Annotated in this window: 19 protein-coding genes; 9 read left to right on the top strand and 10 right to left on the bottom strand. The window is 69.1% G+C overall.

The genetic code is table 11. The features are described from left to right. Positions 1-45: 45 nt before the first annotated feature. The 4 genes from ACFYRU_RS12495 (at position 46) to ACFYRU_RS12480 (ending at position 3,210) form a co-directional block, all read left to right on the top strand. On the top strand, positions 46-921 hold the full coding sequence (locus tag ACFYRU_RS12495; protein WP_387656742.1) for an aldo/keto reductase: 876 nt from the start codon (positions 46-48) through the stop codon (positions 919-921). A 28-nt stretch (positions 922-949) separates the two neighbouring features. Further along, a complete protein-coding gene (locus tag ACFYRU_RS12490) occupies positions 950-1,294 on the top strand; it encodes a tetratricopeptide repeat protein (RefSeq protein ID WP_387656739.1) in 345 nt (114 codons plus the stop codon). Positions 1,295-1,465: 171 nt separating this feature from the next. Further along, a complete protein-coding gene (locus ACFYRU_RS12485; protein WP_387656737.1) occupies positions 1,466-2,611 on the top strand; it encodes an LLM class flavin-dependent oxidoreductase in 1,146 nt (381 codons plus the stop codon). Then, positions 2,608-3,210 carry an FMN reductase gene (locus ACFYRU_RS12480; RefSeq protein ID WP_387656734.1) on the top strand — a complete coding sequence of 201 codons (603 nt, stop codon included), beginning with the start codon at positions 2,608-2,610 and terminating at the stop codon, positions 3,208-3,210. The genes ACFYRU_RS12485 and ACFYRU_RS12480 overlap by 4 nt, the downstream gene beginning before the upstream one ends. Here the strand turns inward: ACFYRU_RS12480 and ACFYRU_RS12475 are convergent. Next, on the bottom strand, positions 3,196-3,966 hold the full coding sequence (locus ACFYRU_RS12475; protein WP_387656731.1) for a TetR/AcrR family transcriptional regulator: 771 nt from the start codon (positions 3,964-3,966) through the stop codon (positions 3,196-3,198). The two genes, ACFYRU_RS12480 and ACFYRU_RS12475, sit on opposite strands and share 15 nt — an antisense overlap. A 97-nt stretch (positions 3,967-4,063) precedes the next feature. On the opposite strand from ACFYRU_RS12475, the gene ACFYRU_RS12470 reads away from it, so the two are divergent. Together ACFYRU_RS12470 and ACFYRU_RS12465 are read left to right on the top strand one after the other, a co-directional pair. Then, a complete protein-coding gene (locus tag ACFYRU_RS12470; RefSeq protein WP_387656728.1) occupies positions 4,064-5,011 on the top strand; it encodes an ATP-binding cassette domain-containing protein in 948 nt (315 codons plus the stop codon). Further along, a complete protein-coding gene (locus ACFYRU_RS12465) occupies positions 5,011-5,787 on the top strand; it encodes an ABC transporter permease (RefSeq protein ID WP_387658095.1) in 777 nt (258 codons plus the stop codon). Before ACFYRU_RS12470 ends, ACFYRU_RS12465 begins: the two co-directional genes overlap by 1 nt. Here the strand turns inward: ACFYRU_RS12465 and ACFYRU_RS12460 are convergent, their stop codons facing one another. The 3 genes from ACFYRU_RS12460 to ACFYRU_RS12450 all read right to left on the bottom strand — a co-directional run bounded on the left by ACFYRU_RS12460 (position 5,788) and on the right by ACFYRU_RS12450 (position 8,913). Next, entirely contained in the window at positions 5,788-6,111 is a 324-nt protein-coding gene (locus ACFYRU_RS12460) for a hypothetical protein (protein WP_387656725.1), read from the bottom strand. Positions 6,112-6,130: 19 nt separating this feature from the next. Then, on the bottom strand, positions 6,131-7,789 hold the full coding sequence (locus ACFYRU_RS12455; RefSeq protein WP_387656721.1) for an ABC transporter ATP-binding protein: 1,659 nt from the start codon (positions 7,787-7,789) through the stop codon (positions 6,131-6,133). Between the two features lie 356 nt (positions 7,790-8,145). Next, on the bottom strand, positions 8,146-8,913 hold the full coding sequence (locus tag ACFYRU_RS12450) for an SDR family NAD(P)-dependent oxidoreductase (RefSeq protein WP_387656718.1): 768 nt from the start codon (positions 8,911-8,913) through the stop codon (positions 8,146-8,148). Between the two features lie 18 nt (positions 8,914-8,931). On the opposite strand from ACFYRU_RS12450, the gene ACFYRU_RS12445 reads away from it, so the two are divergent. Genes ACFYRU_RS12445 through ACFYRU_RS12435 form a run of 3 tightly spaced genes read left to right on the top strand, consistent with a single transcriptional unit; the run spans position 8,932 to position 10,123 of the window. Beyond that, positions 8,932-9,291, top strand: coding sequence for a hypothetical protein (locus ACFYRU_RS12445; protein ID WP_387656715.1), 360 nt, complete (start codon positions 8,932-8,934; stop codon positions 9,289-9,291). 50 nt (positions 9,292-9,341) lie between these two features. Further along, a complete protein-coding gene (locus ACFYRU_RS12440; RefSeq protein WP_387656712.1) occupies positions 9,342-9,881 on the top strand; it encodes a GNAT family N-acetyltransferase in 540 nt (179 codons plus the stop codon). A gap of 11 nt (positions 9,882-9,892) precedes the next feature. Beyond that, a complete protein-coding gene (locus ACFYRU_RS12435; protein WP_387656709.1) occupies positions 9,893-10,123 on the top strand; it encodes a hypothetical protein in 231 nt (76 codons plus the stop codon). Here the strand turns inward: ACFYRU_RS12435 and ACFYRU_RS12430 are convergent. From ACFYRU_RS12430 to ACFYRU_RS12405, 6 genes are read right to left on the bottom strand one after another with little or no spacing between them, the layout of a single operon-like run. Further along, complete coding sequence (locus ACFYRU_RS12430) at positions 10,084-10,899, bottom strand: bifunctional allantoicase/(S)-ureidoglycine aminohydrolase (protein WP_387656706.1); 816 nt, start codon at positions 10,897-10,899, stop codon at positions 10,084-10,086. The two genes, ACFYRU_RS12435 and ACFYRU_RS12430, sit on opposite strands and share 40 nt — an antisense overlap. Further along, a complete protein-coding gene (gene allB / locus ACFYRU_RS12425; RefSeq protein ID WP_387656704.1) occupies positions 10,896-12,236 on the bottom strand; it encodes an allantoinase AllB in 1,341 nt (446 codons plus the stop codon). The genes ACFYRU_RS12430 and allB overlap by 4 nt, the downstream gene beginning before the upstream one ends. Then, positions 12,233-13,390, bottom strand: coding sequence for a glycerate kinase (locus tag ACFYRU_RS12420; RefSeq protein ID WP_387656701.1), 1,158 nt, complete (start codon positions 13,388-13,390; stop codon positions 12,233-12,235). The genes allB and ACFYRU_RS12420 overlap by 4 nt, the downstream gene beginning before the upstream one ends. Next, positions 13,390-15,159: a glyoxylate carboligase gene (gcl, locus tag ACFYRU_RS12415; RefSeq protein WP_387656698.1), complete on the bottom strand. Its 1,770-nt coding sequence runs from the start codon at positions 15,157-15,159 to the stop codon at positions 13,390-13,392. The genes ACFYRU_RS12420 and gcl overlap by 1 nt, the downstream gene beginning before the upstream one ends. Then, positions 15,159-16,151, bottom strand: a complete 993-nt coding sequence (locus tag ACFYRU_RS12410) for a 2-hydroxy-3-oxopropionate reductase (protein WP_387656696.1) — start codon at positions 16,149-16,151, stop codon at positions 15,159-15,161. Before ACFYRU_RS12410 ends, gcl begins: the two co-directional genes overlap by 1 nt. Then, positions 16,061-16,873: a hydroxypyruvate isomerase family protein gene (locus ACFYRU_RS12405; RefSeq protein ID WP_387656693.1), complete on the bottom strand. Its 813-nt coding sequence runs from the start codon at positions 16,871-16,873 to the stop codon at positions 16,061-16,063. The genes ACFYRU_RS12410 and ACFYRU_RS12405 overlap by 91 nt, the downstream gene beginning before the upstream one ends. Between the last annotated feature and the right edge of the window lie 21 nt (positions 16,874-16,894).

Genomic DNA, 16,894 nt, shown 5'->3' with positions numbered 1-16,894 from the left:
ATATTCCTGTTGGAATTGTCGCCGGGCGCGCGGGAGGTTGGGTACATGGCAGCTGACACGAACAAGACCCGCACGATCGGCGACGTCGAGGTGTCCGCGATCGGGCTCGGCGGGATGCCGATGTCGATCGAGGGGCGTCCGGACGAGGAGCGGTCGATCGCGACCATCCACGCCGCCCTCGACGCCGGCATCACGCTGATCGACACCGCCGACGCGTACCACCTGACCGCGACCGACGTCGGCCACAACGAGAGCCTGATCGCCAAGGCGCTGGCGTCCTACGGCGGCGACACCTCGAACGTCCTGGTCGCGACGAAGGGCGGCCACCTGCGGCCCGGCGACGGGAGCTGGACCCAGGACGGGTCCCCGCAGCACCTGTTCGAGGCGGCCGAGGCGTCCCTGAAGCGGCTGGGGGTCGAGGCGATCGGGCTGTACCAGTTCCACCGGCCCGACCCACGGGTCCCGTACGCGGACTCGATCGGCGCGATCCGGGACCTGCTCGACGCCGGCAAGATCCGGATGGCCGGCATCTCGAACGCGAACCCGGAGCAGATCAAGCAGGCGCAGGAGATCCTCGGCGGCCGGCTGGTGTCGGTGCAGAACCAGTTCTCGCCCGCGTTCCGCTCCAGCGAGCCGGAGCTCGAGCTGTGCGACTCGCTCGGCATCGCGTTCCTCCCGTGGTCGCCGCTCGGCGGCATCTCGCGGGCGGGCGACCTCGGCGCCAAGCACCCGGCGTTCCACACGCTGGCCGCGGAGCTCGGCGTCTCGCCGCAACGCCTGACGTTGGCGTGGATGCTCGCCAAGTCGCCGTACGTGATCCCGATCCCGGGCTCGAGCCGCCCGGAGACGATCCGCGACTCCTACGCCGCGATCGACCTGGAGCTCACGGCGGAGCAGGTGGCCACGCTGGACGCGGCATAACCGAGGTCGCGGCGGTGTTGTGGCGCGCATGGAAGACATGCGCGCACTGAGCTACGGCCTCGGACAGCAGTACTTCGAGGAACGTGACTACCGCGGCGCGATCCGCGCGCTGCAGCCGGTGGTCGACGAGACGCCCGACGACGTCGGCACCCGGCTGCTGCTGGCGCGGGCGTACTACCACGCCGCCCTCCTGAAGCCCGCCGAGGAACAGCTCCTCGCGGTCATCGAACGCGAGCCCACCGAGTACTACGCGCACTTGATGATGGCCCGCACGCTCGAACGGCAGTCCCGCCCGGACGAGGCCGGCAAACACCGCCGGATCGCCGCCGCGCTGACCGGCGACGACGAGCTGCTCAAGCCGCACTCGCTGTGACCCGGACCGCCACCACTCAGTAACCTCGCGAAACAACGCCGATCCCGCCGCGCCTGAGCGTGGCCCGGGGTCGGCGTTGCTGTTTGGTGAGTGGTGGGCGTCCGCGGAATGTCGCGGCCCGGCCCGCTGTTCTGGTAGTTTAATAGTGAACTACCTAGTTGAGGAGGACGGATGCAGTTCGGCGTTTTCAGCGTCGGGGACGTGACCGAGGACCCGACCACGGGGACCACGGTCTCCGAGGGCGAGCGGATCAAGGCGATGGTGCGGATCGCGCTCAAGGCCGAAGAGGTCGGGTTGGACGTGTTCGCGCAGGGTGAGCACCACAACCCGCCGTTCGTCCCGTCGTCGCCGACCACCCAGCTCGGGTTCATCGCGGCGCAGACGTCCAAGATCATCCTGTCCACCTCGACCACGCTGATCACCACCAACGACCCGGTGAAGATCGCCGAGGACTACGCGATGCTGCAGCACCTGGCCGACGGCCGGGTCGACCTGATGATGGGTCGCGGCAACACCGGCCCGGTGTACCCGTGGTTCGGGCAGGACATCCGCAACGGGATCCAGCTCGCCGTCGAGAACTACGCCCTGCTCCGCCGGCTCTGGCGCGAGGACGTCGTCGACTGGGAGGGCAAGTTCCGTACGCCGTTGCAGGGCTTCACGTCGACGCCGCGGCCGCTGGACGACGTACCGCCGTTCGTGTGGCACGGTTCGATCCGGTCGCCCGAGATCGCCGAGCAGGCGGCGTACTACGGCGACGGGTTCTTCCACAACAACATCTTCTGGCCGATGAGCCACACCAAGCGGATGATCGAGCTCTACCGCGCGCGCTTCGAGCACTACGGGCACGGGGCGGCGGACCAGGCGATCGTCGGGCTCGGCGGTCAGGTCTTCATGCGGAAGAACTCGCAGGACGCGATCCGCGAGTTCCGGCCGTACTTCGACAACGCGCCGGTGTACGGGCACGGTCCGTCGCTGGAGGACTTCAGCCGGGAGACGCCGTTGACGGTCGGCAGCCCGCAGGAAGTGATCGAGCGGACGCTGAGCTTCCGGGAGAGCGTCGGTGACTACCAGCGGCAGCTGTTCCTGATGGACCACGCCGGTCTGCCGTTGAAGACCGTGCTGGAGCAGCTGGACATCCTGGGCGAGGAGGTCGTACCGGTACTGCGGAAGGAGTTCGCCGCACTGAAGCCGGCCCACGTACCCGACGCCCCGACCCACGCCTCCCTGAAGGCCGCGGCGCAGCGCGCCCGGGACCTGGAGACGATCGCCGAGCCGGCCGCCGTGGCCGAGCCGACCGCGGAGGAGCCGACCCGATGAACGAGAAGGTCATCGCCGTCGTGACGGCCGGGCTGACGACACCGTCGTCGTCCCGGCTGCTCGCCGACCAACTGGCCGACGCCGTCCGCGACGAACTCTCCACCCGCGGCATCAGCACCCGGATCGAGCTGATCGAGGTCCGCGACCACGCCCACGAGGTGACCGACAACCTGCTGACGGGCTTCCCGCCCGCCAAGCTCCGCGAGGTCCTCGAGACGGTCGCCGCCGCCGACGCCCTGATCGTGGTGAGCCCCACGTTCAGCGCGTCGTACTCGGGCCTGTTCAAGATGTTCTTCGACGTCCTGGACGACCAGGTCCTCGCCGGCAAGCCAGTTCTCCTGGCAGCCACCGGCGGTACCGAACGCCACTCGCTGGTGCTCGAGTTCGCCCTCCGACCGCTGTTCGCGTACCTGAAGGCCCTACCGGTCCCCACCGCCGTCTACGCGGCCTCCACCGACTGGGGGCCCAACGCCGCCTCCCTGCGGCCCCGCATCACGCAGGCCGCCGGCGAGTTGGTCGCCGCGCTCCACAACGAGACCCCCACCCACACAGACCCCTTCGCCAACCCGACACCGTTCGAGGACCTACTGAACGGCTGAACGCGACGCGATCAGCTGAGCGAGGCCGTCGAGGATGGTGGTCAGGCCGAAAGTCAGGGCGTGCGCTGGGTCGATGACCGACTGGAAGTGTTCGCCTACTGAGGTGCCCACTCGGCCGGCCAGGGGGAAGTGGGTGTTGGACATGACTGTGGTGAGGGTCGGGGAGATCTGACGCCACCACTCCTCGTCCGACAGGCCTGACTCGCGTTGGGTGCGGAGTTGTTCGGCACCGGCCCTCGCGGTGCCTTGGACGTGGGTCAGGACCAGGGTCAGGGCCGAGTCCATCTCGACGTCGGTCAGGCCCAGACCGTCCAGCGGCCGTAGCTCGATCTCGTACTTGCGGGTGATGTTCGGGCCGAGGGCCGTGCGCACCGTCTGGACCTCGTGGATCCACGGATGCGCGGTCAGCACGTCCCAATTTCGGCGGGCGATGAATTCGAGGGCGCCGCGCCAGCCCCCGGGCTGGCCGGCCGGTTCGGCGGCGGCGTACAGGTCGCCGTACGCCTGGTCGAACATCAGGTCGGTCAGCTCACCCTTGCCCGGAACGTGCGTGTAGAGCGACATCGTGCCGACCTTCAGCCGGTCGGCGACCATCCGCATCGACAACGCCTCGAGGCCGGACTCGTCCGCGAGCGCGATCGCCGCGTCGACGATCGCGCGGACGGTCAGGCCGGAGCGGCCGGGCTTGGTGTGGCTGCCCCAGAGCAGCGCCAGACTGCGCGCCGGATCGGGCGCCGCCGCCTTTCTTCCCGCCACTCGGAACCTTCCTCCACCGATCGTCGTTGGACGAATCGTACCCGAGCCGTACAATGTACGGTACAGTCTACGGTTCAACTCGACTGGAGAGGTGGGAATGACGACGGAGCGAGTGATCGAGGCCGCCGGCGTACGGAAGAACTACCGCGGCGGCACGGCAGGTGCGGGGCTGAACGGCTTCGACCTGGAGGTCACGGCCGGCACGGTGACGGGCCTGCTCGGCCCGAACGGCGCCGGCAAGACGACAGCGGTGCGGATCCTGTCCACGCTGCTGGAGCTGGATTCCGGTACGGCGACGATCGCCGGGTACGACGTACGCCGGCAAGGCGCCGAGGTACGACGACGGATCGGGCTCGTCGGGCAGTACGCCGCGGTGGACGAGGTACTCACCGGGCGGCAGAACCTGGTGATGTTCGGCCGGCTGAACCATCTGCGGAACGCGAAGGCGCGGGCGGACGAGCTGCTCGAGCGGTTCAGCCTGACCGGAGCGGCCGGGCAGGCGGTGAGCAAGTACTCCGGCGGCATGCGCCGGCGACTCGACCTCGCCGCCAGCCTGATCGAGGCGCCACGGGTGCTGTTCGTCGACGAGCCGACGACCGGGCTCGACCCGGCCGGGCGGATCGAGGTGTGGAACGCCGTACGGCAGCTGGTCGACGGCGGTACGACGGTGTTGCTGACGACGCAGTACCTGGAGGAGGCGGATCAGCTGGCGAACCGGATCTCGATGCTGAAGGCGGGACGGGTGGTCGCGGAGGGGACGCCGGACGAGTTGAAGACACAGCTGGGTTCGGACCGGCTGGAGCTGGTACTCGCGGATCCGGCCGACGTACGGCGGGTCGTGGAGCTGGCCGCGCCGCTGGCGGACGGGGAGGTGCAGGTGGTCGACGTACGGGTCAGTGTGCCGGTCAAGGACCGGACGAAAGCCCTGGTGGTGATGGCGAACTCGTTGCACGAGGCAAGGATCGAACCGGAGGACATCACGTTGCGACGGCCGACGCTGGACGAGGTATTCCTGCACCTGACCGGGGCGGAGGTGGCGGCGTGATGTGGGTGCTCGCGGACAGTTGGACGATCGCGCGGCGGACGTTCCTGCACTGGCGGATGCAGCCGGGGCTGGTGGTGTTCACGTGGTTCTTCCCGGTGCTGATGCTGTTGCTGTTCGGCGGGTTGCTGGGCGGCGCGATGGTGACGGATTCGTCGTACTACGAGCTGCTGGTGCCGGGGATCTTCGCGCTCGCGATGCTCTTCGGGCTGGAGGGCACGATGAGCGCGGTCGCTACCGATGTGTCGAAGGGAGTGACGGACCGGTTCCGCTCGCTGCCGATGAGCTCGGCCGCGGTGGTGTTGGGACGGTGCATCGCGGACCTGCTCGATTCGGTGGTCACGTTGGCGGTGCTGGTGGCGACCGGGCTCATCCTCGGTTGGCGTTGGCATGAGGGTCTGCTGTCTGCGCTGGCTGCCTTCGGCCTGCTGCTCCTGCTCCGCTTCGCGCTCCTCTGGGTGGGCATCTTCATCGGCCTCTCCGTCAAGAACGCCCAGAGCGTCACGATGGTGCAGGTCCTGGTCTGGCCGATCGGCTTCCTGTCCAGCACCTTCGTAGCCACCTCGACCATGCCCACCTGGCTAGGCACCATCGCCCAATGGAACCCCCTCTCCGCCACAGCCACCGCATCCCGCGTCCTCTTCGGCAACCCCGACCCCTCCACCACCACAACCTGGATCGGCACCCACGCCGGCATCGCCGCAGTCGTCGCACCCCTGGTCTTGACCGCGATCTTCCTACCCCTCTCCGCTCACAAATTCCGCACCTTGTCCCGGTGATCACCAAGGTCGACGCAGAGACCCACCACGGGTAGGCAAGCGGACGGGTCGGTCGGGCTCTGCCGGCAGCACCTCAGCCAGCAGAGCCCGCTGCCGCTCGATATCGGCGACAGCCGCCGCCTTGTCCGGGTAGCGGATCCTCCGATAGTTCCCGTTCGCTCGGACATGGAGCGTCCAGCCGCCCCGGAACACCAGCATGTTGGTGAGCCAGTTGCCGACGAAGGCGACCACCGCCAGCGGCCAGGTGATCAGGTGGTCGAAGGCGTAGTCGTAGGCCCAGTCCGCGAACCCGGAGCGGCGCAACTCCACGTCTGTCTCCTCCACAGCTCGAGTATGCCGGGGGTCAGAGGTCTCGTGCGGCCGTGAGCAGTCCGCGTTGGAGCGGTGCGCTCAGGTCGACGACGCGGTTGGCGTAGGTGGTCAGGGATGGGTCGTGGGTTATGAGGATTGTGGTGCGGTTGGGTGGGAGGGACTGGATGAGGTGGTGGGCGGACTGGGGGTCGAGGCCGGTGGTTGGTTCGTCCAGGACGAGGACCGGGGTGTTGCGGAGTAGGGCGCGAGCGAAGGCGACACGTTTCAGCTGGCCGCCGGAGAGCGCGGTCGGGGAGGTGTCGTCGCCGTTCGGGAGAGCTTCGATGAAGGTGTGGGCGTTCGCGGCTGTTGCGGCGGCGACGATCTCCTGCTCGGTGGCGTCGGGGTTGGCGTACGTGAGGTTGGTGCGGATCGTGCCGGGGAGGGTGTGGGTTTGTTGGGGAAGGAGGGTGACTGCATCGCGAAGGCGGCTCAGCTGCAGTGACGGGAGGGGCGCGCCGTCCAGGCGGATCTGCCCGGCGCTCGGGTCGTAGAAGCGGAGCAGGAGTTTCGCGATGGTCGACTTGCCGATTCCGCTTGGCCCGGTGAGTACGACGAACTCGCCGGGCTCCACGGTCAGGTTGAAGTCCGTCAGTACGTCCACACCCTGGTACCGGAAGGTCACCCGGTCGAACTCGATGCGCCCCCGTACGCGCCCGAGTTCGACCGGGCGTTCCGGGTCCGTCACGGTCGGGCCGACCGACAGGATCTCCTCCAGCCGTTCGGTGGCCGCGGTGGCGGCGGTCGCGGTCAGGTTGAGTTCGCCGAGGCTGCGCAACGGCGGGTACAGATACCCGAGGAACGCCGCGAACGACAGCAACGCCCCGAGCGTCATCCGCCCGTTCGAGATCTCCCACACGCCCAGCCCGATCACCCCGAGCACACAGAGCGTTTCGAGCACCTCCACGACCTGCTCGTACAGCTCACTCCGGCGCGCGCCGCTCACCGACGCACGCAGCCACGCGACCGCCTCGCGATCGAGCCGCTGCTCCTCGGCCGGCTTCCGGTTGTAGGCCTGCGTGAGCTCGATCGCCCCGAGCGATTCCTCCAGTACGGAGGTGATCGCGCCGTCCGCGACCCGCTCCGAGCGGGCGAACCGCCGGATCGGACCCGAGAACACCTTCGCCGCCAACCACAACAGCGGTGCCAGTACGAACGTCACCAGCGCGAGGTCCCACCGCAACCAGAACGCGGCGGCCGAGAACAGTACGACGCGGAACACCGCCGAGACCACGCCGATCGCCGCGGACACGACGAGCTGCTCGATCGCCTCGACGTCGCCGCTCAGCCGTTCGACCAGGTCCCCGCGCCGGTACCGCTGGAAGAAGTCCGGCGGCAGCTCCTGCAGATGCCCGAACACCCGCGCGCGCAGGCGCCGTACGAACCGCTCACCGCTCCAGTACGCGAGCGAGTTGCCGAAGTAGCCGATGATCGCGCCGGCCACCGCGACCGCCAGCCACGCGCCCGCCGGACTCCAGAACGCGGCCAGCGAACCCTGCTCCAGTGCGTGATCGGTCAGATTGCCGAACAACAGGATCGCGACCGTCTCGCACATCGCCGCCGCGATCACACAGGAGCACACCAGTACGTACCACCGCCGATCGCCGCGCGTCAGCGGCCAGAACCGCGCGAACGCCTGCCGAATCGTCATGCCGCCTCCCCGGGTCGTGACACGCTGATGGGGCCTGCGGATGCAGGCCCCATCGTCAGAGAACTAGCGCGAGACCGGGCGGCGGCGCGGTGCCTTCTTCGCGGGCTTGTGGTGGCAGGCACCGGGCTTCGGGGCGCGGTGCTTCTTCGGGAGCGGGGCGATCTTCTTGAGGCTCATGAGGTTCTCCTTCGTGTTGGTTGTTGCCGCGGTCAACTGCTTGCGACAACCACGAAGTTAGCCAGCCAGGCTGGGGGAACCGTTCGCTCTTGCTGGCAAGAGCCTCAGAGTTGGTTGCCGCCCCTCCCCCCGCGCGAACCGCGGTTGCTTTTCCTGTTCTTCTCCCACGAATTGGTTGCCTACGGCGTCAACTGGCCGCCGTTGATCTCGATGATCTGGCCGGTGACGTACGACGCCATCCGTTCGGAGGCGAGGAACAGGATCGTGCCGACGCACTCGTGTGGCGTACCGGTGCGGCCCATCGGGATGGTCGCCAGCATCGCCTGCATCTGCGCGTCGCCGGTGTGCCGGTCGTGGAACGGGGTCTTGATCACGCCGGGCGCGATCGCGTTCACCCGGATCCCGTCCGGCGCGAGTTCCTTCGCGAGCCCGCGGGTGAACGTACTGACCGCACCCTTCGACGTGGCATAGACCACCGAACCACCGGCGCCTCCGGTCCGCCCGGCGATCGACGTGACGTTGATGATCGAGCCGCCGCCCTGTGCCTTGAACACCGGTACGATCCGCCGGCTGAGCGCGAACACCGAGGTCAGGTTGACGTCCAGGATCCGGTGGAACTGCTCGTCCGGTACGTCGGCGATCGGCGAGCGGTGGACGAGGTCACCGGCGTTGTTCACGAGTACGTCGATCCGCCCGTGCTGCGCGAGTACCTCGTCGATGAACGCGTCGGCCGACTTCGGGTCGGCGAGGTCCGCCTGGTGCAACGACGCCGTACCCCCGGCTGTCTGCACCGCCCCGACGGTGTGCTTCGCCCCCTCCTCGTTCCGGTGGTAATGCAGCGCAACCGTGGCCCCCGTCTCCGCAAACCCCACCGCCGCAGCAGCCCCAATCCCGCTACTGGCCCCAGTAACCACCACAACCTGATCCCTGAACTCCAGATATCCCATACGCCCTATCCTCTCCTAGTGCCGCGTACCGTTCTCCTCGCCGCGTATGTCGCGTGGCCGGCCGGCGTGGTTGTCCTGCGCCTGACCGCGCACACTCGCGGGCGCTGCCTGGTCTTCACCGGCGTCGGCTACCTGGTCGCACTGGTGATCGCGACGACCGCCACGCCGTCGTCCGTGGCGGTCCCGTTGGGGTTGATGCTCGGCGGGCTGATCGCGGTCGTCATGTGCCTGAACACGGGCCACGGGCTGACGCCCAAGCACGATCCGGGGACGACGTACTGGGCATACGACGGGAAGATCCCGCGGGGCGACCGGCTGGTCGAGGTGCTCGGCGCGCTGGTGGCGATCTGCGGCGGCGTCTCGCTGAACTGGGGGTGAACGCGCCGTGCACCGGGATGGCGACTCGGGGGCGGGGGTATTTTCGATGGATGGGATACGCGCTCGGGGAGCTGGGGCTCCGGCGGTGGCGGACTGGTGATGCGCTGCGGCTTGCCTCGGCGCACGAGGATCCGGCGATGGTGGACCAGGGCGGGATCGTGGACCGGGCGTCCGCGGTGGACTGGATCGGGCGGGTCGCGGATCTCGACAACGGGCACGTGTACGCCGTCGCGGACGCCGACGACCACCCAATCGGGTGCGTGGGGGTGACGAACATCGACCGGCACCGGGTCGGCTGGACCTGGTACTGGACGCTTTCCGACGTCCGCGGCCACGGAGTCGCCCGCGACGCGCTCCGGGCGCTGTCCGGCTGGGCCCACCAGGAGGCCGGCCTGTACCGGTTGGAGCTCGGCCACCGCCTCAGCAACCCGGCGTCCTGCGCGGTCGCCGCCGGCGCAGGCTTCCTCTCCGAAGGCATCGAACGCCAACGCCTGGCCTTCGACGGCACCCGGTACGACGTAGAACGCCACGCCCGCCTCATCACCGACCCCCTCCCCACCCCCACCCGCCCGGTCCGCATCGCAGGCTGAAACTGTCGGCGGTGCTGGTCAAGGATGCGGCCACTGGGGCGACCCTCGGCGGGTTGACTGGGCGTACGTCGCTCGGGTTGTGGTTCGTCGACCTGCTCTACCTGCCGGACGAGCTGCGCGGCACCGGCCTCGGCAGCAGGATCCTTGCGGACGCCGAGGCCGAGGCGCGACGACGCGGCTGTGGTCTTCTTCCGCAAGGAGCTCAGAGCGTCAGCTTCGGGTGCCGGTTGACGTCCTTGTAGAGCAGGTACCGGAAACGCCCCGGTCCGCCCGCGTAGCAGGCCTGCGGGCAGAACGCGCGCAGCCACATGAAGTCGCCTTCCTGCACCTCGACCCAGTCCTTGTTCAGCAGGTAGATCGCCTTGCCCTCGAGGACGTACAGCCCGTGCTCCATCACATGCGTCTCCGGGAACGGGATCACCCCGCCCGGCTCGAACGTCACGATGTTCACGTGCATGTCATGCCGTACGTCGTCCGGGTCCACGAACCGCTGCGTCTTCCACGCGCCGTTGGTGTCCGGCATTTCCCGGCCCTCGACGTCGGCCTCGTTGGTGACCAGCGCCGGCGGTACGTCGATCCCCTCGATCCGCTCGTACGCCTTCCGCACCAGGTGGAAGGTGGCAACAGCGTCGCTGGTGTTCCGTACGGTCCAGTCGCCGCCCGGCGGCAGGTACGCGTACCCACCCTCGGTCAGCGTGTGCTTCTCCCCCGCGACTGTCAGCACAATGTTGCCTGCGACAACGAACACGACCGCCTCGGCAGCCGGGTCGGTCTCCGGCTTGTCGCTGCCGCCACCGGGCGCGACCTCGACGATGTACTGCGAGAACGTCTCCGCGAAGCCGGACAGCGGGCGCGCGATCACCCACAGCCGGGTGTCGTCCCAGAACGGCAGCCGGCTGGTGACGATGTCCGTCATCGTGCCGCGCGGCAGCACGGCGTACGCCTCGGTGAAGACCGCGCGGTCGGTGGTGAGGTCGGTCTGCGGGGGCAGTCCGCCCTGCGGGGCATAGAAAGTCATCGTTCTCCTCGGGTCAGCAGGCGGCCGCGTGGGTCGGCAGTGAGGTCGACGCGTACGCCGTGCAGCCAGGTGCTCCGGACGACTCCGGTCAGCGTGCGGCCGTCGTACGGCGTGATCGCGTTCTTGTGCTGGAGCTGGTGCGCGTCGACGACGAAGGTCTCGTCGGGTGCGAGCACGCACAGGTCGGCGTCGTACCCGACCTCGATCCGGCCCTTCGTACGCAGCCCGGTCTGGTCGGCGGGCGCCTCGGCCATCCAGCGGATCACGTCGCCTAGCGTGAAGCCGCGGCGGCGGGCCTCGGTCCAGATCGCGGAGAGCCCGAGCTGAAGGGAGGCGATGCCGCCCCAGGCCGTACCGAAGTCGCCGGTCTCCAGGTGCTTGAGGTCGATCGTCGACGGCGAGTGGTCGGACACGATCTGGTCGATCGTGCCGTCGCGGAGGCCGTCCCAGAGCAGTTCGCGGTTCGCGGCCTCGCGGATCGGCGGGCAGCACTTGTACTGCGTGGCGCCGTCCGGTATGTCCTCCGCGGCGAAGCTGAGGTAGTGCGGGCAGGTCTCGGCGCTGATCCGGACGCCGTCGGCGCGGGCCTTCGCGAGCAGCGGGAGGACCTCGGCGCTGGACACGTGCAGGATGTGTACGCGGCAGCCGGTCTCGCGGGCGAGGTCGATGACGTGCTGTACGGCCTCGTTCTCCGCTGTACGGGGGCGGGAGTTGAGGAAGGCTGCGTAGCTGGCGCCGTCGGGCTGGGTCGCCTCGTCGATGCGGTGCGCGTCCTCGGCGTGCACGATCAGCAGGCCGTCGAAGCTCGCGATCTCGCGCATGGCGGCTGCGAGCTGGGGCTGGTCGAGCGGGGGGAACTCGTCGACACCGGAGTGCAGCAGGAAGCACTTGTACCCGAAGATGCCGGCGTCGTGCAGCGGGCGCAGGTCGGGGACGTTGCCGGGGATCGCGCCGCCCCAGAAGCCGACGTCGACGTACGCCTGGGTCTCGGCGGTCTTCCGCTTGAGCGTGAGCGCGGAGACGTCGCAGGTCGGCGGGATGCTGTTCAGCGGCATGTCGACGATCGTGGTGACGCCGCCGGCGGCCGCGGCCTTCGTCGCGGAGGTGAAACCCTCCCACTCGGTCCGGCCCGGGTCGTTGACGTGCACGTGGGAGTCGACGAGCCCCGGAAGCAGTACTTCGTCGTCGGCCAATCGGAGCTCCGTCGCGGCGTCGAGCTCCGCGTCGTACGGCGAGATCGCGACGATCCGCCCATCCCGGACCCCGATCGCAGCCGCCTGCTCACCCCCGCCGCGCACCACCCGACGAGCTCGTATGACGAGATCCAGAGCGTTCATGCGATCCCTTTCTCTCTTCGTGTCATCGTAAGGTGCTCCACCGCGATCCGTTCGCCGAGCGCTTCGAGCAGCGGGCGGGGTTCGGCGATGCAGCGTCGTACGTCGGGTTCGACATCCGTCAGCGCGTACGCCGCCGCGACACCTATTTCCTTGAGCTGCTCGGGTGCCAGCTTGTTCACGCCACAGACCGCGACCACTGGGACAGCTCCGGCCGCCGCTGCCACTCCCGCGACGGCCTTGCCGTGCAGCGTCTGTTCGTCGAGGGCGCCTTCGCCGGTGACCACCAGGTCCACACCGGCGAGCTGCTCACTGAACCGCACCATCTCCAGCACGAGCTCGATCCCCGGTCGCAGCTCGGCACCCAGCAGAGCAATCGCCGCAAACCCGACCCCACCCGCCGCGCCAGCACCCGGAGCGTTGCGCAGATCCACCCCGGTCTCCCGAGCCACCTGATCCGCCCAGTTCCCGAGCGCCTCGTCCAGTACGGCGACCTGCGCTGGAGTGGCACCTTTCTGTGGCGCGTAGACAGCTGCCGCACCGCGAGGTCCGGTCAGCGGATTGTCGACGTCGCACGCGACCACGATCTGCACGCCAGCGAGCCGCTTGCGCAGGACCGGGGCGCTTTCCGGAAGGTTTTCGGCATAGAGCGCCGAATTGTTTCCGGAAAGCCCAGGGTCACGCCCCGCAAGCGCGTCGATCATGCCGCGGCCGCCATCTGTCGACGCGCTTCCGCCGATGCCGAGGATGATGCGCTTGCAGCCGGCGGCCACGGCTGCCGCGATGACTTGGCCTGTGCCGTAGGACGTTGCCGTCAGCGGGGCGGGGACTCCACCCGGCAGGCGGATCAGGCCTGATACGTCGGCCAGTTCGACCACCGCGGTTTTGCCGCGGCGGGCGTAGGCGGTGCGGACGGGTTCGCCGGTGGGGCCGGAGGCGGTGACTGGGTACAGGGTGTAACCGGCGGCGACGGCGGCCGGCAGGGTGCCGTCGCCGCCGTCGGCTACTGGGACCGAGGTCACGGTGGCGTCGGGGCAGACTCGTTGTACCCCGGCGCCGACTGCTTCCGCGACCTCGGCGCTCGTCAGCGTTCCCTTGAACTTGTCCGAGGCGACGACGACCCGCAGGCCGAACCCCTCGAACGACGCGGTGGCCATCAGTCCAGCAACGCGAGTGCCGTGGGCGCGTCCTCGGGCGCGATCGCCAGGTCCTCGAACTCGATCACGTTGTCGATCTCGACCCCCATCGACACGTTCGTGACCCGCTCCAGGATGACCTCGACGACGACCGGCACGCGGTACTCGACCATCAGCTTCTTCGCCTGCTCCAGCGCCGGCAGGATCCCGTCCGGCTCGGACACCCGCAGGGCCTTGCAGCCGAGGCCTTCGACGACCTTGACGTGGTCGACGCCGTACCCCGCGACCTCCGGGCTGTTGATGTTCTCGAAGGACAGCTGCACGCAGTAGTCCATGTCGAAGTTCCGCTGCGCCTGCCGGATCAGGCCGAGGTACGAGTTGTTCACCACGACGTGGATGTACGGGATGTTGAACTGCGCCCCGACCGCGAGCTCCTCGATCAGGAACTGGAAGTCGTAGTCACCCGACAGCGCGACGACCGTGCTCTCCGGGTCCGCGGTGGCGACCCCCAGTGTCGCGGGTACGGTCCAGCCGAGCGGCCCCGCCTGTCCGGCGTTGATCCAGTGCCGCGGGCGGTACACGTGCAGCATCTGCGCGGCCTGGATCTGCGACAGCCCGATCGTCGACACGTACCGGACGTCCGGCCCGAACGCGCGGTTCATCTCCTCGTACACCCGCTGCGGCTTGATCGGCACCGCGTCGAAGTGCGTCTTGCGCTGCAGGGTCGTACGACGCTCCCGGCACTCCGCGGCCCATACCGTACGGTCTGGTATGGAACCCGCCCGCTCGCGAGCGACCTCGACGAAAACCTCCAGCGCGGCGCGCGCGTCCGACACCACCGCGTAGTCCGGCGCGAACACTCGCCCGATCTGCGTCGGCTCGATGTCGACATGAATGAACTTGCGCGAACCGCGGTACACGTCCAGCCCGCCGGTGTGCCGGTTCGCCCACCGGTTGCCGATGCCGAGTACGACGTCCGACGCGAGCATCGTCGCGTTGCCGTACCGGTGCGACGTCTGCAGCCCGACCATGCCCGCACTCAACGGGTGGTCGTCCGCGATCGCGCCCCAGCCCATCAACGTCGGTACGACGGGAATCCCGGTCAGCTCGGCGAACTCGACCAGCAGGTCGGCCGCGTCCGCGTTGATGATGCCGCCACCGGCGACGATCAGCGGGCGCTCCGCGCCGGCCAGCAGGTCGAGTACCTTCTCCGCCTGCGCCCGGGTCGCGGCCGGCCGGGAGACCGGAAGCGGCTCGTACGTGTCGATGTCGAAGTCGATCTCGGTCAGCTGGACGTCGATCGGCAGGTCGATCAGCACCGGACCGGGACGGCCTTCGCGCATCACCTGGAACGCCTTCTGGAAGGTGCCCGGGACCTGCGCGGCCTCCATCACGGTGACCGCCCACTTCGCGACCGGCTTGGCGATCGCGGAGATGTCGACGGCCTGGAAGTCCTCCTTGTGCAGCTTCGCGACCGGCGCCTGCCCGGTGATGCACAGGATCGGGATCGAGTCCGCGGCGGCGGAGTACAGCCCGGTGATCATGTCCGTACCGGCCGGTCCGGAAGTACCGATGCAGACGCCGATGTTGCCGGCCTTCGCCCGCGTGTACCCCTCGGCCATGTGCGATGCGGCCTCGACGTGCCGGGCCAGTACGTGCTTGATCCCGCCATGGGCACGCATCGCGCTGTAGAACGGGTTGATCGCGGCGCCCGGCAGACCGAACGCCTGCGTCGAGCCTTCCTTCTCCAGGATCAGTACGGCGGCGTCCACCGCCCGCATACGCGCCATCAGCTGACGTCCTTTCCGGACAGCCGCTCGACGCCGCGGAGCAGCGCGGAGTGGTCGAGCTTGCCGTCGCCGTTCGCGCGGGCGGACGCGACGAGCTGCGCGACCAGGGCGCCCAGCGGTACGACGACGCCGGCCTCGCGGGCGGCCGAGGTGACGATGCCCATGTCCTTGTGGTGCAGGTCGATCCGGAACCCGGGCTCGAAGGAGCGGGACAGCATGTTCTCCTTCTTCTGGTTCAGTACGGTCGAACCTGCCAGCCCGCCGCCCAGTACCTCGAGGGCCGCCTTGGTGTCGACGCCGTACGCCTCCAGGAACACGACCGCCTCGGCGACCGCCTGGATGTTCGCGGCCACGATCAGCTGGTTGGCCGCCTTCACGGTCTGGCCGGAGCCGCTCGGGCCGACGTGGACGACGGTCTTGCCGACCGCGTCGAAGATCGGCTTGGCCTGCGCGAAGTCGTCCGCCTCGCCGCCGACCATGATCGACAGCGCGGCGTTCTTGGCGCCGGCCTCGCCGCCGGAGACCGGTGCGTCGAGCAGCCGGAAGCCGATCGCGCGGGCCTGCTCGGCGAGCTGCTGGGTGACGTCCGGGCGGATGCTGGAGAAGTCGATGATCAGGGCACCGGTCTCGGCGGTCTGGAAGACGCCGTTCTCGCCGGCCAGCACGTCCTGGACGTCGGGCGAGTCGGGCACCATCACGCAGATCACGTCGGCGCCCTTGACCGCCTCGGCGATCGAGGGCACGGCCCGGCCGCCGGCCTCGACCAGTGCGGCGGTGCGCTCGGGGCTGTGGTCGACCCCGGTCACGGAGTGGCCGGCGTTGGCGAGGTGGACGGCCATCGGGTTGCCCATGATGCCGAGGCCGATGAAGGCGATGTTCGTCATTTCGTCTCCTAGGTAATTCAGCGGCGCTCGTACGGCAGCCAGCCGAAGCTTGCGTCTGTGGTGGTGGACGGCTTGTACTCGAGCCCGACCCAGCCGGTGTAGCCACATCCCTCGAGGGCGCCGAGCTGGGCGTCGAGCGGGAGGGTGCCGGTACCGGGCTCGTTGCGGCCCGGGTCGTCGGCGATCTGGACGTGCGCGACCCGGTCGGTGTGCGCGGCGATCACCTGGTCGACGTCGTCGCCGTTGACCGCGAGGTGGTACAGGTCCGCGAGCAGCCCGAGGTTCGGTACGTCGTACGCCGCCTGGACGCGGTCGATCACGCCGAGCGCGTCGGCCGCTCGGGTGAGCGGGTATCGCGGTGCGCCGCTGACCGGCTCGAGCAGGACGGTGGCGCCGATCCGTGCGGCGGCCTGGGCGGCCAGGCCGAGGTTCTCGATCGCCAGGTCGTCCTGTTCCTGCTCCGTGGCGCCGTCGACGCGGTTGCCGTACAGCGCGTTGAAACCCTCCGCGCCGAGGCGTTCGCCGATGCCGACGGTGACGTCGATGTTGTCGCGGAACTCGCCGGAGCGCTTCGGCCAGGACACCAGGCCGCGGTCGCCGCCGGGCATGTCGCCGGCGAAGAAGTTCAGGCCGGTCAGCTGTACGCCCGCGTCGGTGACCGCGGTCACGAACGCGTCGACCTGGCGGTCCGGCGGGACGGCCTCGACGAACGGCCACCAGAACTCCACCGCGCTGAACCCGGCCCGCTTGGCGGCCGCGGGCCGCTCGAGCAGGGGCAGCTCGGTGAAGAGCAACGAACAGTTCACCGTGTACCGCAACTGGTGACTCATCCCGTCTCCAACTTCCGCATT

Origin of the sequence: Kribbella sp. NPDC004536, from assembly GCF_042873835.1 — a bacterium.
Classification (GTDB): domain Bacteria; phylum Actinomycetota; class Actinomycetes; order Propionibacteriales; family Kribbellaceae; genus Kribbella.
Note: the sequence above shows the minus strand (reverse complement) of the source record. Positions and strands in the feature narration are given on the sequence as shown.